This window comes from Phycobacter sedimenti (assembly GCF_038148855.1).
Lineage (GTDB): Bacteria > Pseudomonadota > Alphaproteobacteria > Rhodobacterales > Rhodobacteraceae > Phycobacter > Phycobacter sedimenti.
This window is the reverse complement of the sequence record NZ_JBBVGR010000002.1, coordinates 68,339-89,488: the sequence shown is the minus strand read 5'-3', so window position 1 is coordinate 89,488 and position 21,150 is coordinate 68,339. Positions and strand designations below refer to the sequence as shown.

Genomic DNA, 21,150 nt, shown 5'->3' with positions numbered 1-21,150 from the left:
TGCTCCCCTAAATATCCAGCACCAGACGCGCGGATTTCGCACGGCTCACGCATATCTGCATCACGTCACCGGCGGCACGTTCCGCCTCGCTGAGCACAACATCGCGGTGGTCCGGCACACCTTCGATCACGTCGCATTGGCAGATGCCGCAATCGCCGCGCTGACAATCATAGAGGACATCGACGTCATGCTCTTCCAGCACCTCCACGATGGTTTTGCCCGGCGGAATGGTGAAGACACGGCCATCGTTGATCTGGACCTCAAAGGCGGAGTCACCGTCCTGGGCCCCGGCCGCAGTGAAGAGTTCGAAATGCACATGCCCCGCGTCAATACCGGCGCCTTCGGCCTTGGCGCGCACGGCATCCAGCAGGCCACGCGGACCGCAGACATAAAGATGAGCATCTCCGACCCCGGTGATGAGCGCATCCAGATCCAACGCCGTTTCGTTGTCGTCGCAATGCAGGTGGACCGCGTCACCCAAGGCGGTCGCCAGCCTTTCGCGATAGGCCATGGCGGTGGTCGTGCGGCCCGCATAGTGAAACGCAAATCTCTGGCCCGCCGCCTGCAAGGCTGCTGCCATCGAAATCATTGGCGTGACCCCGATCCCGCCTGCCAACAGCACGGCCGGTGCGTCCAGTTTCACCGGAAAATCATTCTTGGGCGCTGCAAAGCTGATGGAATCTCCCACCGCCAGCGCATGCATCGCCTTGGAGCCGCCCTGCCCCTCGTCTTCGCGTTGGACGGCAATGCAGTATTCGGTCGGCGCGGACATCAGGTCTGCATCAAATGCCACCAGCGAATAGGCGCGGGTCCCGCCCGGCACGTCGAATTCGACATGCGCGCCGGCCTCCCAGCTGGGCAATGTGCGACCATCTGTTGCAGCCACTGTCAGGCTGCTGATACGATCGGTCAGCGGTGTAACCTCCAGTACGACACCATCAATTCTGCTCACGGGAGTCCTCCTTTTGAAAGAATATGATTTTTCATATAACTCAGGTCAAGACATTTCTGCGCGCCCCCTCGGCGCACGCAGGGTGGGCCGATGACGGCGCCAATCAGCCCGGATGACACACCGGAGTTCGTCAGCAACTACCTGCTCTATCTGCTTGCTGCCGCGAGCGAGGGAGCCAGTGCGCAATTTCACGCCAAAGTCCGAAGCTCTGGCCTGCGCGTGCCGGAATGGCGGGTTCTGGCCTGCCTGCACGACTGCGAAGGCGCGATGATCACGCAACTGGCGCGGATTGCACTGGTTGAGCAATCCCGCCTCACCCGTATCATTGCACAGATGGAGAAGCGCGGCCTGCTGATCCGCCAAAGCGATCCCGAAGATGGAAGGCGGGTGCGCGTCTTTTTGACACCCGACGGGCGCGCGCTGACCAACCAACTGGTTCCGCAGGCAAAGGCCCACGAACAAGCCTTGCTGGAGCGTCTGACAGAGCACGGAGGAACCAACCTCAAACCCATTCTGAGCGCCTTGCTGAACGCCCTCGAGCAGGATGCGCCAAAGAAGCTTTAAGCAGAAAACAGTTTTCAAGACGGAAAAAATGGAGTTACATGAAAATACATATACCTGCTGAATTGGGGCGGTAGACCCTGAAAATGGTATGAAACCAACATTCTGGGAGACACTCCAATGACCAAGCTAACCAAGATTCTGGCCAGCGCCGCGGTTGCGATCAGCATGGGTACCAATGCATTTTCTGCAGAAACGATCACCATTTCCACGTGGCTGCCGCCCACCCATCCGGTGAACACCGAAATGTTCGCACAGCTGGGCGAGATGATGTCAGAGGCAACAGGCGGCGCCGTCACGACCGAACTGAAAAGCGGCCTCGCCTCGCCCCCCGCGCAGATGGATCTGATCCTGGATGGCGTGGCGGATGTGGCGATCCTTTTTCACGGCTACACGCCCGGACGGTTCGTCGGCACCAAGCTGGTTGAGATCCCCGGCTACGAGGGCAACGCCGAAGCCTCCTCGGTCGCCCATTGGCGGGTACATGAAGCCATCCTCAAGGACCTGAACGAACATCGCGGCGTCAAGGTCATCGCGCTGACCACGCATGGCCCCGGGCAGGTCCATTCGAACAAAGAGGTCAACGCGCTGGCCGATCTGGGCGGTCTCAAGACCCGTTTGGGCGGGGGTGTCTCCGCTGACGTGGGCGCGAAACTGGGCCTGGTCGGCATTCAGGTTCCAGCCCCCAAAGTCTATGAGACGCTTGATTCCGGCGCAGCCGATGCCGTTGCCATGAACCTTGGCGAACGTATCAGCTTCAAGCTGAACGAAGTGGCAAAGAACGTTTACGAAATGCCCGGCGGTTTCTATCGCGGCTCCTTTTCCGTCATCATGAGCCAGGAGAAATTCGACAGCCTGCCCGCCGATGTTCAGGCGGCGCTTGACAGCAAGGTCTTCGGTGAGCCCGCGTCGCGGATGATGGGCGCTGTCTGGGACAAGAGCGACGCGACCGCACGCAAGCTGACCATGGACTCGGCCGACAACAAGATCGTCGAGGCCAGCGCCGAAGATCAGGCCGCCTTTGCCGTCATGGCCGCAGAAGTGCGCGAGAAAATCATCGCTGAGGTGACAGCCGCAGGGGTCGACGGGCAAGCTGCCTATGACATGATGGTCAGGGAAATGGCTGCGGCTTCCAGCAAGTAAACGATCCGGAAAACAGGACCGGCGCCCATCTGCGCGCCGGTCTTTCCGTGCCCTTCTGCGTGCAAGCGAGGCCCGATGCACTACGCCCTCCGGTTTCTGACCACCCTTGCAAGACTGCCAATGTTCCTGGCCAGCCTTGCTCTGTTCACCCTGATGTGCCTGACTTTTGCGGATGTTCTTATGCGCTCGGTCTTCAACGCCCCGATCGAAGCGGCAACCGAACTGATCCGTATCGGCATTGCACTCATCGTGTTTGCCGCCCTGCCGGTGCTGAGCGCCCAGAACGGCCATATCGCCGTCGATCTCATGGATGGCCCCTTCCGCAAGATGAGACTTGAGCGCTGGCGCGATGCGGCGGTTGCCCTGATCTGTGCGGTGATGCTGTGGTTTCCGGCAGGCCGTGTTGTCGATCTGGCGGAGCGCGCGCGCAGTTACGGGGACGTGACAGAATACCTGTCGTTCCCCACCTTCTACATCGCCTATTTCATCGCAGCGATGATCTACATCACCGCTGTCGCACTGATCGGGCGCGGCCTGCTGCATCTCATTGCACCGCATATGCTGGAGACCAAGAATGCTTGAATCCGTCCTTGGTTTTTTTGCAGTCTTCGCGCTGGTCCTGCTGCGTATCCCGATTGCCTTTGCCATGGGCTTTGTCGGCATGATCGGGCTGATCTACGAAACCAGCTATCGCGCGGCGATTTCGATGGTTGGGCGTCTGATCATCGACACCTCCCAAGACTACGGGCTCAGCGTCATTCCCCTGTTCATCCTGATGGGTCTTTTCGTCAACAAGGGCGGGATCAGCCGCGAGCTTTACCGCGTGTCGAACGCCTTTCTGGGGCATTTCCGCGGCGGTCTGGCGATGGCGACCATCGTCGCCTGCGGCGGGTTTGCAGCCATCTGCGGATCGTCGCTGGCCACGGCGGCCACCATGGCCAAGGTCGCCATGCCGGAGATGCGAAAATACGGATATGCTGACGGGCTTTCCAGCGCGTCCATCGCGGCGGGCGGCACCCTCGGCATTCTCATCCCGCCCTCCGTCATTCTGGTGATCTACGGGCTCTTGACGGAAACCTCGATCGGCAAACTGTTCATCGCGGGCATCGTTCCCGGCTTTCTTGGCATTCTGTTCTACCTCGCGGCCGTGCGCCTGACGGTGATGCGCGACCCCGAGGCCGGCCCAGCCGGATCGCGGGCCACGTGGGGCGAACGTTTGAAGGCGCTCAGCCATGTCTGGGCCGTGCTGCTGTTGTTCTTCCTCGTCATCGGAGGCCTTTACGGCGCGCTCGACTTCTGGCCGCTGAACCTCGCCTTTTCCCCGACCGAGGCCGCAGGCATGGGCGCAATGGGTGCGTTTCTGATCGCCCTGGCCCGTGGCAACCTGAACTGGAGGGACATGCGCGAAGTGCTGAGCGAGACCGCCTTGACCACGGCCTCGCTCTTTGCGGTCCTGATCGGGGCCTGGGTGTTTTCAAACTTCGTCAACCTGGCCGGCCTACCCGAAGGCCTGCTGGCGCTGGTCACATCTCTTGATCTGGGGCCCTGGGTCGTCATGGTCCTGATCATATTGATCTACCTGGCTCTGGGCTGCATCTTCGAAAGCATGTCGATGCTGCTTCTGACCGTGCCGATCTTCTTTCCGCTGGTCACATCGCTGGGGTTCGATCCGGTCTGGTTCGGCATCGTTGTCGTCGTGGTGATCGAGATCAGCCTGATCACGCCTCCGGTGGGCCTGAATGTCTTCATCCTCAAGGGGGTTGTCGGCGACGTTTCAACCGCGACTATCTTTCGCGGCGTGACACCCTTCTGGCTGATGGACATCCTGCGCCTCGTGCTGTTGCTGGCCTTCCCGGCGATTGTTCTGTTCCTGCCAAGTCAGATGTAGGAGTTGGCGCGCCTGCATCGGCGCCCTCACGTCGTTTCTGCAAGAGAGCGGAGCATCCTCTCCCGCATCACGAATTTCTGCGGCTTTCCCGTGATGGTCATCGGCAGTTCGTCCACGATGCGGATATGGCGCGGGATCTTGAAGTGGGCGATCTGGCCTGCGCAGAAGGTCTTCAGCTCTTCGGCGCTCAGATCGCTTCCCGGAGCGGCCACGGCCCAGGCGCAGACCTCTTCGCCAAAGCGCACGTCCGGGATGCCAAAGACCTGAACATCGCTCACCTTTGGATGGCGGATCAGGAATTCCTCGATCTCGCGCGGGTAGATGTTTTCGCCGCCCCGGATGATCATGTCCTTGACCCGGCCCACGATCGCGCAAAAGCCCTGATCATCGAGAACCGCCAGATCGCCCGTGTGCATCCACCCATCGCGGATACTGTCGGCGGTCTTTTCGGCGTCGTCCCAATAGCCCTTCATCACCGAATAGCCGCGCGTGCACAATTCACCCGATGTGCCGACAGGAACGATCTGCCCGGCCCCGTCGACGATCTTGACCTCCAGATGCGGATGCACGCGGCCCACCGTCTCGCAGCGTTTGTCGATGGGATCGTCCACGAGACTTTGAAAGGACACAGGCGCGGTTTCCGTCATCCCGTAGCAAATCGTCACCTCGCTCATGTTCATCTTCCGGTTCACCTTCTCCATCACCTCGACCGGACAGGGGGCGCCGGCCATGATGCCGGTACGCAAGGAGGACAGATCACGGGGTGCGCGGTCCAGCTCTTCAAGCATGGCGACAAACATCGTCGGTACGCCATAGGCCGCCGTGCAGCGTTCTCCCGCCAAAGCGTCGAGCGTATCCGCGGCCACGAAGGCCTCGCCCGGAAAGACCATCGCGGCCCCTTTGCTGACCGCGCCGAGAACGCCCATGACCATGCCGAAACAGTGATAGAGCGGCACCGGGATTGCGAGCCGGTCGGTTTCGCTCAGGTTGATCCGGTCGGTCACGAAGCGGGCATTGTTGACAATGTTGTAGTGCGACAGGGTCGCCCCCTTGGGGCTGCCCGTGGTGCCGGATGTGAACTGGATGTTGATCGCATCATCGGGGCTGAGGGTGCGGTCGATATCCGGCAGGCGGAGTTGCTGTGCTGGTCCGCCAAGACGTTGCAACTCGGCAAAGGAATAGACCCCCGGCCCCGGCTCATTCTCCATCACGATCACGCTGCGCAGATGCGGCAGCCTGGCGGCCCGGAGCCTCCCTGGCGCGCAGGTCTCGAGCTCGGGGGCAAGGGAGCGGATCATGGCGGAATAATCGGATGACTTGAAGGACTTGGCCGAAATCAGTGCCTTGCATCCCGCCTTGTTCAAGGCATATTCCAGTTCCGACAGGCGGTAGGCCGGGTTGATATTGACCAGGATCACTCCGATGCGGGCCGTGGCAAACTGCGTCAGCACCCATTCACATCGGTTCGGCGACCAGATGCCGACGCGGTCGCCTTTCTCAAGCCCCAGCGCAAGCAGTCCCGAAGCCAGCTCATCGACGGCACGGTCAAGATCGTAGTAGCTCATCCTGACGCCCTGCTGGCAAAAGACCATTGCCTCGCGCGGGCCAAAGCGCGAGACAGCATCGCGCAAGAGCCGTGGAATGGTGACATAGGCCAGGGGCGGCGTGGCCCCCCCCCTGACATAGGACATGCCCTCGACAGGCGCGCCGCCGGCGTGCGCCTCGGGCGTTGCGCTGTTCCACTCCGCGATACGGCTGGCCAGACTTTCATTCAGGATCGACATCTCCTGCCTCCCTCACATGTCACGCCAGTCGCCGCTCTGCTCAAAGGCATGCGCCGCCTGGTAGATTTTCAACTCCGAGAATTTCGGCCCCACCAGCATCATCCCGATGGGCAGCCCTTCGCTGAGGCCGCAGGGCACTGACATGGCCGGCAGGCCGCCATTGAAGGGCGCGGTGTTGCCGATCATCTCGAACGCGCGCTGCACAAAAAGCGTGATAGAACAGTCGGCGGGCGGAATGGGCTGCGGCTTCATCGGCACCGTGGGCATCAGCAACAGGTCGTATTGTTTCAGCGCCTCGGCGTATTTGTCGTTCACCTTGCGCATCAGGTTCTGGGCCTTGCCGTAGAACCGCCCGCGATACTGTTCCTGAAAGAACTCGCCGAGGAACATGCAGACCTTGAGCGAATGGGACAGCTCATCCGCCCGGCTGCGCCACTGCGCCATATGGTCCATCATCGACGGCAGAAAGAGGCCGCGATAATTGGTACCGCCCGAATTGCCGCGCATCATGTGATCCTGCAGCCCCTCAAGGGTGATCGCGGTCCAGCAATCGACGGCAAGGTGATGTTCGGGGATCGAAACCTCTTCGACACGGGCGCCCAGCTCGCGGAAACGGTCGGCAGCGGCAAGGACCTTTTGATCCACATCCGGCTCGCTTTCGGGGCGGTGAAACCCCTCTTTCAGCACGCCGATCCGCAACCCATGGGCACCACGCCCCAGAGCTTCGGTATAGCGATAGGTCTGCGGGCTGTACTGGCGTGGATCAAGACCGTCCTCACCGGCAAGCACCTCCAGCAGCAGCGCATTGTCGGCCACCGTATTGGTGACAGGGCCTACGTGGTCGATGGTCTGCTCCACCGGCATGACGCCGGTATAGGGAACCAGCCCGTGCGTCGGCTTCATGCCATAGACTCCGCAGTTGGAGGACGGGATCCGGATCGAGCCGCCCTGATCGCCCGCGATGGCCATATCCACCTCGCCGGTTGCGACCAGCGCCGCAGAGCCGCCCGAAGAGCCCCCCGCCATGTAGCCCTGTTTCCAGGGGTTGTGGATCGGCCCCTTGGCCCCGGTGTGCGAGCCGCCCGAAAGGCAGAAGTTCTCGCAGTGGGATTTGCCCACGATCAGCGCGCCGGCATCCAGCATGCGGGTGACGATGGTGGCGTCAATCTCGGGCGTGTAGCCTTCCATGATCGAAGAGCCGTTCATCATGGGAACCCCGGCCAGACACACGGTGTCCTTCAGAACGATGCGTTTGCCGCGCAAGGGGCCATCCGGCGCGCCGCGCACCTCGGTCTTTACGTACCAGGCATTAAGAGGGTTTTCGCTGAAATCGGGGAAATGCCCGGGCGCGCGGGGATAGCGCACCGGCGGCAGGTTGTCGGGGGTCGCGTCCAGCCGATCATAGGCCTGAATATAGGGCTCCATGATCTCGGAATACTCGGCCAGTTCCGCATCTGTCAGGCTCATGCCAAAACGGCTGGCCATGTCGCGCATCTGGGCAAGGGTCGGGCGTTTCACTGTCATATTGGTCCCCACGGGATTGGACTGAGAAGAGGCAGGCAGCGGCTCGGGTGCCTGCAAATTTGTCTGTGGCTGGCGCCCCTGCGCAGCGGACGGAGCTGCCGGTGCCCCCTGCCCCCGCGTTGAGCGTGCAGCGCCAAAGCCGAGGAACTGATCCACTTTCGACTGATCGGCCAGATCGGCGCGACTCAACTCGCCAGTGATGCGGCCCCGCTCAAGCACCAGCACGCGGTCCGACAGGTCCGAGATGAAATCGAAGTTCTGCTCCACCAGCAAGATCGACAGGCCACGGGTCTCGCGCAGGCGCAAAAGGGTTTCGGCCATTTCCTCGATGATCGAAGGCTGGATGCCTTCGGTCGGCTCGTCCAGGAGCAAGAAGTCGGGATCCCCCATCAGGCAGCGGGCCAGCGCCAGAAGCTGCTGCTCCCCGCCCGAAAGCGCGCCGCCGTCGCGATCCAGCAGCGGGCGCAGACGGGGGAAATCCGACAGAACGCTCTCCATGAACTCGCCCTCGGGGGCACCTGCGTAGTCGTGCCAGGCAAAGCGCAGGTTGTCGCGCACAGACAGTTGCGGAAAGATCCCCCGCCCCTGCGGGACATAGCCAAGGCCCAGGCCTGCGCGTTCATAGGGCGACATGCGGGTGATATCGGTGCCGTGGAAGCGCAGGTTCCCCGTGCCAGCGGGCAAGAACCCCATCGCGGTTTTCAAAAGGGTGGTCTTGCCCATGCCGTTGTGGCCAAGGATTCCGACCACTTCGTTTTCACCCACGCTGAAGTCTATGCCGTGCAGGATCGGCACCTTGCCATAGCCGCCGGACAGGCTTTTGATCTCAAGGATATCTCTTGTCTCTTCCGCCATGTCAGGCCTTCTTTCCAAGATAGACATTGCGCACCGTGGGGTCGGACATCACCCGATCGACGTGGTCCTCCATCAGCACCGATCCCTGATGGAAGACCGTCACCTGCGTTGCGATGGAGCGGATGAACTGCATGTCGTGTTCGACGATCACGATGGCCGCGGTCTTGTTCAGCTCGTGAATGATGGTTGTCATGCGCTCAACGTCTTCGGCGCTCATGCCGGCGGCGGGCTCGTCCAGCAGCACAAGCCACGGATCGCCAACGGCAACCAAACCCAGTTCGACCCGCTGCCGTTCGCCGTGTGCAAGCTGGCCCAGATCGCTGCGGGCGATGCTGCCAAGGGCCAGCCGTTCAATTACCTCATCGGTCTTGCGGTTCGCCTCTGCCACATCACAAAACCGCCGTGCCGCCAGCCAGATGTTTTCGAACACCGTGAGGCTGTCCATCACATTGGGCGTCTGCGTCTTGATCCCCACCCCGAGCGAGGCAATCTGGTGCGGCATCCAGGTGGTCGTCTCTTCGCCGCGCATGAAGACCTGGCCGTCAGTCGGGGTCTGCAGCCCCGTGACGCATTTGAAGAAGGTGGATTTCCCGGCGCCATTGGGGCCGATGAGGCAGCGCAGCTCCCGCGCGCGCAGTTTGAAATCCACGTTATTCGCGGCCACGACCCCGCCAAAGCGCATGGTCAGGCCTTGGGTTTCCAGAACGATCTCAGCCATGCCCGCGCTCCCTTCGGCGATAGCGCCTTGCCTGATGGATCCGTCCCAGCGGGCGGCGGCCAAAGCTGATGCGCCACAGGCCTGCCAGCGCAGGCACCACACCGCGCGGCAGGAACAGCACGAACAGAACCAGGATCAGCCCCGTGATCAGCGTATTGTCGACAAGGCTTTGCTGGCCCAGAAGGAACTTCAGATAGGCCAGCCCCGCCGCGCCCAGGATCGGCCCCAGCCGGGTGCCAAGGCCGCCGACGATGCACCAGATGATGATCTCGGCCGACTGCCCCAGCGAGAACAGATTGGGCGTGACGATCTCGCCCCAGTTGGCAAAAAGAGCCCCCGCAAGCCCCGCGATGGCCGCACCGATGGCAAAGAGCACGGTTTTGCGCGCCCGCACATCATAGCCCATCAGCGACAGGCGGGTCTCATTCTCGCGGATCCCCACCGCGATGCGGCCAAAGCTGGAGCGCAGCAGCGCCGAGACCAGGAGATAGACCACGGCCAGTGCAATCGCGCAGACATAGAAATAGGCATCCCCCCAGATATAGGCCTCCGGATCGCCCGGTACGTTCAGGGTCTGAAAGCCGGGAATGCCGTTGAACCCGCCCAGCCGTGCGGTGCCGATCACATATTGCGGCCCGGCGGTCGAGTTGATGAACTTGAACAGGATCAGCGTTACCACCAGAGTGATCACGCCCAGGTAGACATCCGTTAGCCGCCCGTAGAACATCATCGTCCCCAGAAGCGCGGCAAACACGGCAGGCACCAGCACAGCAAGGATCATCGGCAGGGTGCTTTCGCCGATGTTGATGGCGGCGATGGCATAGGTATAGGCGCCAAGCCCGAAGAAGGCGGCCTGACCGAAACACAAGATTCCGCCGAAACCCCAGATCAGGCCAAGGCTGAGGCCCAGCATCCCGTAGATCACCAGAACCGTCAGCGTGTAGGTCCCGATCAAAAGCGGCATGAGCCAGATCAGCAGCGCGGTCACAACCACGGTGACGATCACGTCCTTTTGCAGGCTTCCGGGCATCACAGTTTTCCCTTGAAGAAGGAGCCGGTGATCCCCTGCGGCAAGAGGCGCAGAAGCACGACGGCGGCCACCAGAAGCGCGACCTCTCCGATCACCGGGGAGATGGCGAAGGTGAAGACCTGGTTGATCACGCCGAAGAAGGACGCACTGGAGAACAGCCCCGCAATCAGCGACGGGCCGCCCGCGATCACGGTGATGAAGGCCTTGGCGATATAGGCGCCGCCCGAGGTGGGCACCAACCCGACCAGCGGCGCCAGCACCGCCCCCGCCAGCCCCGACAGGGCCGAGCCGCAAAAGAAGGTCGCCATGTAGATGCGGTCGGGGCTGTACCCCAATGCGGCCGCCATGTCCGAGCGCTGCATCGCACCGCGCGCGATCAACCCTGCGCGGGTGGCCTTCAGCACGAACAGGATCCCGATCAAGAGCGCGATGGACACCAGAATGATGAAGAAGTTGTAGCCGTTGATCTGGTAATTGCCGACCGCAAATCCGGGAATGGGAGTCGAAATCCCCGTGGTGGTATTACCAAAGATCATCGTGGCCAGACCGATGAAAAACAGGCTCAGCCCCCATGTTGCCAGCATGGTATCGACCAGCCGCCCATATAGGTGCCGGATCACCAGCCGTTCCACCACCAGCCCGATGAGGCCGACCACCAGCGGCGCGATCACGATCATGGCAACAAAGACATTCACGCCGAGGTTCACCGCCGTGATGGTCGCATAGCCGCCCATCATCATGAACTCACCATGGGCAAGGTTGATCACCTTCATCATGCCGAACACCACGGCAAGGCCCGCGCTGATCAGGATCAGCGAGGCCACCGCGTAGAGCATCTCAACCAATATGACGAATGAAAGGTCCATCTTACCTCATGTCCTTGGGCACAGCTTCATCGGTCCTCCATAGGAGGGTCGGGGCGGCCTCGGCCGCCCCGGAGCTCGGTTCTGGACGAGCGCTAGATCTGGATTTCGTACTGGGTGTTGTCGTTCGGGTTCGCCGACAGATCGCAGACCGCCTGCGTGTCAACGGGCTGGCGCTGCGGCAGGGTTTCGATCACCTTCATGCCCTGGTTTTCGAACTCCATGATGTGGACGTCCAGCACCGCATGGTGGGTCTTGGGATCAACCGTGACCTTGCCTGCGGGGCCTTCGATGCTGAGCCCGGTTTCCAGCGCGGCAATCACCGCGTCACGGTCCATCGATCCGGCCTTGCGCACGGCTTCGGCCCAGGTCAGCACGCCCTGATAGTTCGACACGGCGATTTCGTGGATCAGGTTGCTGTCGCCATAGGCCGCCGCCCATTTCTCCTTGAAAGCGGCGTTGGCGGGGGTGTCCAGCTCCTGGCTGTAGTTATAGGCGACCATGATGCCATTGCCCTCTTCCGGGGTCAGCACCTTGTGTTCATTGCCGACGCCAAGCGTGGTGGAGGCCAGCGGGATCCTGTCCTTCATGCCGGCCGCCGCCCATTGGCGGAAGAAGCTGAGATGCGCCCCGCCCACAAGCGGCGCAATCACCAGATCCGGGCCGACCGACTGGATCTTGGCGATGGTGGAGCCGAAATCGCTCACATCCAGCGGGAAGAAATCGACACCCACGGTTTCCCCGCCGTTGTCGCCGACGAATTTCTGGATCCAGCGCGCGGTGATCTGGCCGTAGTTGTAGTCGGCGGCAAGGATGTAGACCTTCTTGCCGGATTTCCTCATCGCATAGGGCACCAGCGCCTCGACCTGCTGGGCGGGGGTGACACCATTGATGAAGATATTGCGATCGCAGACTCCGCCCTCATACAGAACGTTATAGAAATAGAGCGTCTTGGTCTTGCGCATGGTCTGGCGGATCGCCTCGCGCGAGGCGGACAGGATCCCGCCATGGACCACATCCACCTTGTCCTGACGGGTCAGTTGCTGGCCATACTGGGAATAGAGCGCCATGTCGGACTGGGTGTCATAGGCGACGACCTCGACCATTTTGCCAAGCAGCCCGCCGGCGGCGTTGATCTCGTCGACCGCAAGGCGCATCGCCATGTCCATTGGCTTGCCATAGGCATCGAAGATGCCCGACGTATCCAGGATCGAGCCCAGCTTGATCGTGTCCCCGGCCAGGGTGGCGCGCGGCATCAAGCCCGCCCCTGCGATGGCCGCCGTTCCGGCCAGAAAAGTGCGTCTGTTCAACGACATGATATTCCCTCTCTGTTGTCTGTGATGGGGTGCGAAGGTGTCTCCCTTCGTCATTCCTTTTTGGATTTGATACGGTTGGCGTAATCGGCCGTGCGCCCGGCGAGGTTGGCGTCGAAATCGAGGCCGATCTCCTCGCCCATCTGCTTCATCGCGGGCAGGCGCACGGCCATGCCAAGGATCTGGTCCATCGCTGCGCCAAAGGCCCCGTCGACGCCTTCTGCGGCGCCGCCGCCAACACCGCCCGCGCCGGTGATCTGGTTGATCCGGATCGAGTCGATCTTCTCCACCGGCTTCATCATCTGGGTCATGATCTCGGGCAGACGGTCCAGTTTGTGCTCTTCGAGGCGCATCCGGATGATGGCGTCGCTGAGGGTGTTTTCAGCCGAATTGAGCGCGACGCGCCCCGCGGCCTCGGCCTCCATGCGAAGGCGTTCGGCCTCGGCCGCCCGGGTCGTGGCCGTGGCTTCGGCCTGCGCCCGTGCCAGCAGGGTTTCGACATCGCTTTTGACCCGCGCATCTTCGAGCTCAATATCCTTTTGCTGCCTGAGGCGCGCGATTTCGCGCTCGCGCTCGGCCACGGCACGCTCCTTCTGGGCCTGCACCTGTTCGGCGGCCAGAATGACCTTGGCGCGGGATTCTTCCTCGGCGGCCTTGGCCTCGGCCTCTTCGGTGCGTTTACGGGCCAGCTTTATGTCGTTGGAAATCCGCTCCTCTTCCAAGGCCAGGATGGCTGCCATTTCGCTTTTGCGCAGCGCCTCGTCATATTCGACCTTCGCGGCCTTGGCGCGGCTTTCGGCCTCGACACGGGCGGTTTCGACGGCAAACCGGGCTTCTTCGCGGACCTGCTCTTCGCGCGAGGCGGCATCGGCCTCCAGCTTGGCGAGGTGCTCTTTCTGGGCGATCTCGCTTTCCCGCTCGGCGCGCTGCAATTCAAGCTGGCGCTGGTGCTGGGCCAGGTGGCTTTCGCGCACGGAAATATCCGCCTCTGTCTCCACCCGCACGCGGGCCTTGCGCTGGTCCGCCACCAGCTCGGCCAGACGGCGCATGCCTTGCGCGTTGAAGGCATTGTTCTCGTTCCACTGTGTCAGATCGCTTTGATCAAAGGAAACGAGCGCGGCAGAGACCAGCGTCAGACCCAGACGCTCGGCCTGCCCTTCCACGACCTCGGCCACTTCGCGGGCAAAGCCGCTGCGATCGAGATGGATCTCTTCAAGGCTGCGGGCAGCTGCGGCGTTCTGGATCGCGTTGACAAGGGAACCGGACAACAGTTCGGAGACGGTCTCTCCGCCCCGCGCGATCCGCTGGCCCAGCGCCTGGGCGGCCGTTGCGATGGCCGCATCTGTTGGCGCAACGCGCAGCTCGAACTCGAAACCAAGGTCCGCGCGCATCTGGTCCCGGGTCAGAACCGCATCGCGCCCCTTGCGCTCGATCTGAAAACTGATCGCCCCCATCGAAACCCGCTGCAGCCGGTGCAGGATCGGCAAGGCAAAACAGCCCCTGTCGATCAGCACCTTGCGCCCGCCAAACCCGGTGCGGACCAGGGCCGTGTCCAGAGTTGCCTTTGCAAAATAGCGTTGCAGAAACCAGATTCCGATCAGTCCGATCAGCAGCGCCAGCACCAAAATTGAGATCCAGAGCAAGGCAATTCTCCCCGACTTTGCGTGTGTCTCGCGGCCCTGTGACGGGACGAGATCATTCTCGCTTTACGGTGAGAGAATTTATTTTCCAAATCAAGTAAAAATTTGAAATGGAAAATAATACGCCCTAATGCACTGTTTTAAAGTTCTTTTATGACCTCAAATCGAAGGCCATCGGCGCGTGCCAGATAAATGGGAGCGCGTTTGCTTTGATCCGAAGTCATTGATTTCCGCCCGCTTCGATGGCGCACCGGCAAAACGTCATAGCTACCGTGTTCGCGCCAGACCGATGCGTGCCCGCCCATCAATCCGGCCAGGAAGTGGACCCCCTCATAGGTCGATTGCCCAAGGGCATTCAAGGCAGGCGCCTGGTCGCCATGCACGCCATAGTACAGCTCCTTGAAGGCAGCATTCGCTTCGGTTGGCAGCGTTGCAAAATACGAGGACGCCACAAAAAGGCGCTGGCTGTTGCGGGATCCACTGGCCATCAGGGCGTTTTCCTCAACAGCACAGGACAGGCGCACCATGCGCCGATGCAGACCTGCACTGCCAAAGGCCCTGTTGAAGGCGACCGCGTCCTGCCCGACCAGAGAGATCAGCACGGCCTCTGCGCCGGTTGCCGCGATTTCCTCGACATGATGCGCCATGTTCCTGAGACCGAAGGGAAGGTATTTCTCATAGGCCAGCCCCACCGACATCTCGCGCAGCTTGGACTTGGCAAAGAGGTGCGAGGTGCGGGGCCAGACATAGTCGTTGCCGATCAAGGCCCAGCTCTTGGGCCGGTATTGCTGCTGGATCAAGTCCATCGACGGGCCAAGCTGCTCTTGCGGTGTTTCACCGATGGCGAACAGGCCCGCCGTGCTCTCTCCGCCCTCGTACAAAGGCGTATAGACGTAGGGGATCCTCTGGCGCACAACCTTGCTGAGCCTTTGGCGGATGGCGCTGATATGCATCCCGACGATTGCATCGATCGATCCGGTCTCGATCAGGTCATTGACCGCCTTCTCGATCGAGATGCTGGCCTCAAGCGCGGCATCGATCATGATCAACTGGATCTTGCGCCCGTTGATGCCTCCTGCCCTGTTCAACTCCTCGACCGCCACCTGGGCGCTGGATATGCAGGACGGCGCCCAAAGCCCCGCTGATCCGCACAGGGGAATAAGCAAGGCAATACGGTACATTCCCTTGCTATGCGCAAGCGGATGATCGTGAAGCTCTTCCAGTTCAGTGGGAACACTCGGAGCAGAAAAACATGGCGTCATGGCAGGCACGCCCTTTCCAACCGGATAGGGGACTGTCACATAGCAATTGAGTTTACTTTCCAAGTCAACTAAATTTAGACAACCTGCAATCGCTGAGCATAAACGGTGAGCATATGGAGCCTCGCAGCCCGATCCACAACTACCTGTCCTATGCACTGGCCGCCGCCCACAGGAAGGTCAACGCGTCCCTGAGTGCGCGCCTGCGCGAGCATGGCATCCAGATCGAAGCCTGGCGCGTGCTGGAGACACTGGAAAGCGGTCAACGGCTGACCATGGGTGAGCTTGCCGAGATCGTTCTGATGAATCCCCCGACCCTGAGCAAACTGGTGGACCGCATGGTCTCTGACGGTTTGGTGCATAGGCAGGTCGCCCAGAACGATCACCGCCAGATTAACGTTCTACCCACGGCACTTGGCCGCAAGAGGATGATGCAGATCCGCAAGGAGATCGAAGAACAGGACGCCGCAATTCTGGACCAACTGGGCCAGAACGAAAGCGCGCAGCTTATTCAACTGCTCCGCAACATCTCTTGAACCTGCGCCACGCCCCCAAACCGCCGCGAAACGAAAACCTGTCGGACAAAAGCCTCGCACACTTGCGGCCCGGGAGACGTCCAAATGATTTCTTCGCAATTGAGCAAGAAACACTCTTGCACGCCCCCAACGCAATGAGTAAACAGCGCCACATGCAGAGCGTGGCCCGTTCGTCTATCGGTTAGGACGCCAGGTTTTCAACCTGGAAAGAGGGGTTCGATTCCCCTACGGGCTGCCATTTCCCCCTGAAGACAACAACCAGTAAGACAGTCAGCCGGATCGAATGTCGGGTTCAGCCGTTCACGAACTGGAAAGCCGCCGGATCACACCCGCAATGCGGTCCAGATGTACCTCCTCTTCGACCCCGCCCGCCTTCATGGCCTCCTTCGGCATGCCGTAGACCACGCAGCTTTCTTCGTTTTGCCCCACGGTGCGGGCGCCGGCCTGACGCAGTTCCAACAACCCCTTGGCCCCGTCATCCCCCATTCCGGTCATGATGACGCCCACCGCATTCTTGCCCGCATAGCGCGCCACCGAGCGGAACATGACATCAACCGACGGGCGGTGGCGCGACACGAGGGGACCGTCTTTCACCTCGACACTGTAATGCGCGCCGCTGCGGGTCAGGAGCGTGTGTTTATTGCCCGGCGCGATCAGTACGTGGCCTCGTAACATCCGATCACCGGACCGCGCCTCGCGCACGGTCACACCACAGATGCTGTCGAGGCGACGGGCAAAGGCAGCCGTAAACGTCTCGGGCATGTGCTGCACGATGAGGACCGGAGGGCAGTCCATGGGCAACCCCTCAAGCACAACACGCAAGGCCTCGGTGCCACCGGTTGAAGCACCGATTGCGACCACCTTTTCGGTGGTGCGGGCCATGGCCTTGCTGGGCGGGGCCAGCATGACGTCGGCGCTGAGTTTCTCCTGAACTTTCGGACGCCGCACGACTTGCAGTTTGGCCTGGGCCGCAGCCTTGACCGTATCGCGCAGGGTCGTGCAGGCCTCTTCAAAGAACTCCTTGACCCCGAGTTCCGGCTTCAGAACGATGTCGACGGCCCCAGCGTCAAGAGCTTCTGACAGTGTTTCGGACCGATCCGTCACCAGAGTCGAACAGATCACCACCGGAATGGGCTTCTGCGCCATCAGACGCCGCAAGAAGGTGATGCCATCCATGCGCGGCATCTCCACGTCCAGGGTTATGACATCGGGAACCTGACGCCTGATCCGCTCCGCCGCGACCAGTGGATCCGAAGCGACTGCGATGACATCCAGATCGGGATCACCGTCAAGAATCTGCTGCATGGTTTGCCTGACGACAGCGCTGTCGTCGACAATCAGCACCTTCCATGGACCGCGCTTTCTCTCGATTGCCATGACATCAGACCTTTTCGTAGATGGACGGGCCGATCATGCGCAAAGACGGTCTGGGGGATACAACCTCGGCGTGGCCCGTCATCAGTATGCCCCCGTGGCGCATTCTTGCGATCACGCCGTTCAACGCCCGTTCCTGTACCTCTTGGGAAAAATAGATGAGCACATTGCGCAAGAAGACAACATCGGCCGCGCAATCCCTGAACCCGACCAGGTTGCTGAGGTTTGCCCCTTCGAACGCGGCGCGCTGTCGCAACTCGGGCACGATCCGGTAGTAGGGCCGCTTTTCCCGGTCCGTTGCTGTGGTCGAACGCATCAGGTAGCGCTCTCGGTGCGCTGCGCCGACCCCTTCGACTTCTGTCTCGGTGTAGGTGGCGCCCTTTGCCTTTTTCAACACCGGCCGAGAAATATCCGTACCGACCAGCTGGTATTTGCGCAGTCCACCGGGTTGATGTGAGGCATCCTCAAGGATCATGGCCGCCGACCACAGTTCAGCGCCAGTGGAACACGCCGCACTCCAGACCACAAGCGGGCGATCGAACCCAACGCCGGATGCCCCAAGCCGGTTGAGCCCCTCATCCTTCAACCAGTCATATTGATGGTTTTCGCGAAAAAAACTGGTGGTGTGTGTAGTCAAAGCCTCGACCAGACACCTGGTTTCGGAGCCAGCGTCATCCGATTTCAGAATTCGGATGTATTCGTCGAAACAGTCCAGCCCAAGCGCTCTCAAACGGCGGGAAATCCGCAACTGGAAAAAATCCGGTTTGCCGGGATCGATCTTTACCCCCGCAACCGCAAAGGCGCGTTCCGCCAGAAAGCGGCAATCCTCTGCGGTCAGCTGCAAGACAGGGCTCACCGTTTTCATGCCTCTTGTCCAGTCTTGTTGATGGTTGACTGTCACAGCACGGTACGCCCGAACTCACTGCGCCGCAGATCACTCGAAATCATATTCACCCGCAGTGTCAGAGACGGTCAGGAAACGCTCGATCCCGAGAACAAGTGCAAGTCCATCCTCGGTTCTGATCATGCCCTTCACCCCGTCACCCTGCCAATCCGCCCCAGTTTGTGCCACGGCTTCAACGTCTTCATCCGCAACCTCATGCACGCGCAAGACCTGGTCCGCGACCACTCCCAGCGATACAATTTCGGCACCCTTGGGAATTTCGAAAACGACGATCCTTGCATCCTTCGACGATGCTGATGCCATCCCGAGACGGGATGCCAGATCAACGATCGCAATGCCCTGGTTCCTGAGGTCGATTACCCCAACCACGTCAGGCGGCGCATTGGGAAGTGGCAGGATCTCGCAAACCGCCAAGACTTCCCGAACACAGCGGACATCCACCGCAAAGATGCGTTGCCCAAGCTGGAACATCAGGTAGGTGGCCGATGAGGATTTTCCCTCCTCGGCCTCATCCTCGACCCGGCTGTCCGCAACGATTTCTCCGCGTAGCGCTTCGACCCTCATGGCTGTTTCCTTTTCTGCCTTCAGGACGCAGCCTGATGGCGTTCGAACTCGGCGTCCGAAAGCTCTTCCGGCCCCAGATCCAGCGCAAACCCGCCCTCTTCGGCCTGTGCAGCCGGACGTGCGCGCTCAGCCTGCGGGCGCGCCATCGACATCCGCGGCGACGAGGACTGGCTCTGCCCGGTCGGGATGTGCCCGGATGTTGCCCGCTGTGAGGATCCGGCCATCTTCGTTCCCAGATCGAAATAGGAAATCAGGCCGCGCAGCTGATCGGACTGTGTTGCCAGCGATTGTGACACCGAGGCCGCTTCGGTTGCCGAGGCCGCATTCTGCTGGATCACGGCATCCAGCTCGCGGATGGCAAGGTTGATCTGATCGGCCCCGACATTCTGTTCACGCGTTGCAGCCGAAATTTCCTGCACCAGATCAGAGGTTCGCTGAATGCTGGGAAGGAGCGATTGAAGCATTTCCCCGGCCCGCTCGCTGACGGATACCGTCTTGCCAGACAGCTCACCAATCTCTGCAGCGGCCTGCTGACTGCGTTCGGCCAGTTTGCGCACCTCGGAGGCAACCACGGCAAAGCCTTTGCCGTGGTTGCCGGCACGGGCTGCCTCGACCGCCGCATTCAGCGCAAGAAGATCGGTCTGACGGGCAATTTCCTGAATGATGTTGATCTTCTCGGCGATCGTTTTCATGGCTGTCACGGCTTCCGCAACGGCCGCACCACTCTCGGCGGCATCCTTGGAGGACTGCACGGCAATCTTTTCGGTCTGAGCCGCATTGTCCGCCGTTTGGCGAATATTGCCGGTCATCTGCTCCATCGCGGCACTTGCCTCTTCTGCAGCAGCGGCCTGTTCGGTGGACCCCTGGCTGAGCTGTTCGGCGGTTGCGCTCATGGCAAGGCTGCTGTCGGCCACCGCGGCCGAGCTGACCGTCGCCCCCTCCATGACCTCCCGCAGTTTTTCGATCATCTTCTCCAGGGCGATGCCAAGGCCATCGTAGTCAGAACGGCGCTTTACCTTGACGGTCAGGTCCCCGTCGGAAATCCGTTCTGCTGCATTCGCCATCTCGCCAAGGGCATCATTCATCTTTTTCATTTCGTTCATCAGATCGCCGATCTCGTCACGCGATACGTGAGAGGTGTCCACGCGGCGGTCCCCGGCCGCGACCTTGCGCACCAGGGCGGTGGCCCGGTCCAGCCCCCGTCCTATGGACACCGCCAGCAGGATCGCAGCCGTCAGACCGACCACTATGGCGACGGCGGCAACAGTCAGCAGCGTGTTACGGGCCGTGGTGTAGTGCTCTGCAGACAGTTGGGTTTCCGCCTGCATGGCATCGATGTTATGCTGGGCAATATCCGCCAGGATGGCCTTTGAGGACGCAATCAGGGACATCACTGGCCCCGAAAAGAGGTCGACTGCTTGCCCGGTGGTGTTTGACAGCGCGAGCGCAGCAATTTCGCCGGATCTGCTCTGAATTTCAGCCAGAACATCGCTCACATCAGAGACGGCCGCGGGATCTGCCTGGCGGTTGGTGCGACGGAATGTGTCCAGAGCGGCTACGGCTTGCGCCAACTGCTTTTCGACGGTCTCCATGGAAGCTTTGCGCTCTGCCGGGTCCTTTTGCATCAGGGCAGACTGTTCTGCAATGCGCGCTGCACTCACGGCATTTCTCACCGGCAGAAGGCCGTTTCGGACACCGGCTGCTTCTCCACCGGCAGTGGACGTTCCAAACGGCAGGGCGCCTTCAAGCCGTTCAAGACCGGCAAGGAAGCGCGTGTAAGCCTCATGGCCCTCACCTTGAGACATGGCCAGTGCACGCCCTTCGCTGTCGGTGTGGAGTAGCTCGGAAATCTGCCCTTCCAGTTCCGCATAGCGATCAAACGCGGCATCCAGTTCCCTGAGCTGCGCGCGCACCTGATTGTCGGAGGTTTCCTCCAAAGCCGCACGATGCGCCTGAAGGCTTGCCAGTCGCTCTTTTATCTTGCGATCAAAGACATCCAGCTCTGCATCGCCCCGGACCAGTATCATCTCGGCCTGTGCCGCTTCGATCTCGATGAAATCTGCCTCCATTTCTGCCGCAATCAGAGCGTTCTTGGATGTCACGCTCACAAGGTGCTCGAGGTCCGAATGCGATCCGGCCAGACGGGTGATCGATACCCATGCCAGACCGCTCATCAGGATCAGAACGATGGCAAAGGCGCCGATCAATTTTTTCTTGATAGTCATATGCATGCCAAGGTCTC

General features: G+C 61.0%; 18 protein-coding genes and 1 tRNA gene. 6 read left to right on the top strand and 13 right to left on the bottom strand.

Annotated elements, in window-relative coordinates:
* Positions 1-7: 7 nt before the first annotated feature.
* The gene (locus AADA15_RS03460; protein WP_341640155.1) at positions 8-952 is read right to left on the bottom strand and encodes a PDR/VanB family oxidoreductase; all 945 of its coding nucleotides are present in this window, start codon (positions 950-952) and stop codon (positions 8-10) included.
* Positions 953-1,042: 90 nt separating this feature from the next.
* Here AADA15_RS03460 and AADA15_RS03455 point away from each other — a divergent pair, with 90 nt between their 5' ends.
* From AADA15_RS03455 to AADA15_RS03440, 4 genes are all read left to right on the top strand, one after another.
* The gene (locus AADA15_RS03455; RefSeq protein ID WP_341640154.1) at positions 1,043-1,516 is read left to right on the top strand and encodes a MarR family winged helix-turn-helix transcriptional regulator; all 474 of its coding nucleotides are present in this window, start codon (positions 1,043-1,045) and stop codon (positions 1,514-1,516) included.
* Positions 1,517-1,633: 117 nt separating this feature from the next.
* A complete protein-coding gene (locus tag AADA15_RS03450) occupies positions 1,634-2,656 on the top strand; it encodes a TRAP transporter substrate-binding protein (RefSeq protein WP_341640153.1) in 1,023 nt (340 codons plus the stop codon).
* Between the two features lie 75 nt (positions 2,657-2,731).
* Positions 2,732-3,238, top strand: a complete 507-nt coding sequence (locus tag AADA15_RS03445; RefSeq protein ID WP_341640152.1) for a TRAP transporter small permease — start codon at positions 2,732-2,734, stop codon at positions 3,236-3,238.
* On the top strand, positions 3,231-4,544 hold the full coding sequence (locus AADA15_RS03440; protein WP_341640151.1) for a TRAP transporter large permease: 1,314 nt from the start codon (positions 3,231-3,233) through the stop codon (positions 4,542-4,544). Before AADA15_RS03445 ends, AADA15_RS03440 begins: the two co-directional genes overlap by 8 nt.
* Before the next feature lie 26 nt (positions 4,545-4,570).
* Here AADA15_RS03440 and AADA15_RS03435 read toward each other — a convergent pair whose 3' ends face one another.
* The 8 genes from AADA15_RS03435 to AADA15_RS03400 all read right to left on the bottom strand — a co-directional run bounded on the left by AADA15_RS03435 (position 4,571) and on the right by AADA15_RS03400 (position 15,452).
* Complete coding sequence (locus AADA15_RS03435; protein ID WP_341640150.1) at positions 4,571-6,328, bottom strand: AMP-binding protein; 1,758 nt, start codon at positions 6,326-6,328, stop codon at positions 4,571-4,573.
* 12 nt (positions 6,329-6,340) lie between these two features.
* Positions 6,341-8,707 carry an amidase gene (locus AADA15_RS03430; protein WP_341640149.1) on the bottom strand — a complete coding sequence of 789 codons (2,367 nt, stop codon included), beginning with the start codon at positions 8,705-8,707 and terminating at the stop codon, positions 6,341-6,343.
* A gap of 1 nt (position 8,708) precedes the next feature.
* Entirely contained in the window at positions 8,709-9,425 is a 717-nt protein-coding gene (locus tag AADA15_RS03425; RefSeq protein ID WP_341640148.1) for an ABC transporter ATP-binding protein, read from the bottom strand.
* Positions 9,418-10,455: a branched-chain amino acid ABC transporter permease gene (locus tag AADA15_RS03420; protein ID WP_341640147.1), complete on the bottom strand. Its 1,038-nt coding sequence runs from the start codon at positions 10,453-10,455 to the stop codon at positions 9,418-9,420. The genes AADA15_RS03425 and AADA15_RS03420 overlap by 8 nt, the downstream gene beginning before the upstream one ends.
* Positions 10,455-11,321 carry an ABC transporter permease subunit gene (locus AADA15_RS03415; RefSeq protein ID WP_341640146.1) on the bottom strand — a complete coding sequence of 289 codons (867 nt, stop codon included), beginning with the start codon at positions 11,319-11,321 and terminating at the stop codon, positions 10,455-10,457. Before AADA15_RS03415 ends, AADA15_RS03420 begins: the two co-directional genes overlap by 1 nt.
* A 92-nt stretch (positions 11,322-11,413) precedes the next feature.
* Positions 11,414-12,634, bottom strand: a complete 1,221-nt coding sequence (locus AADA15_RS03410; protein ID WP_341640145.1) for an urea ABC transporter substrate-binding protein — start codon at positions 12,632-12,634, stop codon at positions 11,414-11,416.
* 50 nt (positions 12,635-12,684) lie between these two features.
* Positions 12,685-14,274 carry a flotillin domain-containing protein gene (locus AADA15_RS03405; RefSeq protein ID WP_341640144.1) on the bottom strand — a complete coding sequence of 530 codons (1,590 nt, stop codon included), beginning with the start codon at positions 14,272-14,274 and terminating at the stop codon, positions 12,685-12,687.
* Positions 14,275-14,411: 137 nt separating this feature from the next.
* Positions 14,412-15,452, bottom strand: a complete 1,041-nt coding sequence (locus AADA15_RS03400; protein ID WP_341640143.1) for a substrate-binding domain-containing protein — start codon at positions 15,450-15,452, stop codon at positions 14,412-14,414.
* A 194-nt stretch (positions 15,453-15,646) separates the two neighbouring features.
* Here AADA15_RS03400 and AADA15_RS03395 point away from each other — a divergent pair, with 194 nt between their 5' ends.
* Both AADA15_RS03395 and AADA15_RS03390 read left to right on the top strand, forming a co-directional pair.
* On the top strand, positions 15,647-16,066 hold the full coding sequence (locus tag AADA15_RS03395; protein WP_341640142.1) for a MarR family winged helix-turn-helix transcriptional regulator: 420 nt from the start codon (positions 15,647-15,649) through the stop codon (positions 16,064-16,066).
* Positions 16,067-16,229: 163 nt separating this feature from the next.
* A tRNA-Glu gene (locus AADA15_RS03390) sits at positions 16,230-16,304 on the top strand.
* A 62-nt stretch (positions 16,305-16,366) separates the two neighbouring features.
* Here AADA15_RS03390 and AADA15_RS03385 read toward each other — a convergent pair.
* The 4 genes from AADA15_RS03385 to AADA15_RS03370 form a co-directional block, all read right to left on the bottom strand.
* Positions 16,367-17,443, bottom strand: a complete 1,077-nt coding sequence (locus tag AADA15_RS03385) for a protein-glutamate methylesterase/protein-glutamine glutaminase (protein WP_341640141.1) — start codon at positions 17,441-17,443, stop codon at positions 16,367-16,369.
* Between the two features lie 4 nt (positions 17,444-17,447).
* On the bottom strand, positions 17,448-18,305 hold the full coding sequence (locus AADA15_RS03380; protein ID WP_341640140.1) for a CheR family methyltransferase: 858 nt from the start codon (positions 18,303-18,305) through the stop codon (positions 17,448-17,450).
* 69 nt (positions 18,306-18,374) lie between these two features.
* Positions 18,375-18,908 carry a chemotaxis protein CheW gene (locus AADA15_RS03375; RefSeq protein ID WP_341640139.1) on the bottom strand — a complete coding sequence of 178 codons (534 nt, stop codon included), beginning with the start codon at positions 18,906-18,908 and terminating at the stop codon, positions 18,375-18,377.
* 20 nt (positions 18,909-18,928) lie between these two features.
* Positions 18,929-21,139, bottom strand: coding sequence for a HAMP domain-containing methyl-accepting chemotaxis protein (locus AADA15_RS03370; protein WP_341640138.1), 2,211 nt, complete (start codon positions 21,137-21,139; stop codon positions 18,929-18,931).
* Positions 21,140-21,150 lie beyond the last annotated feature (11 nt).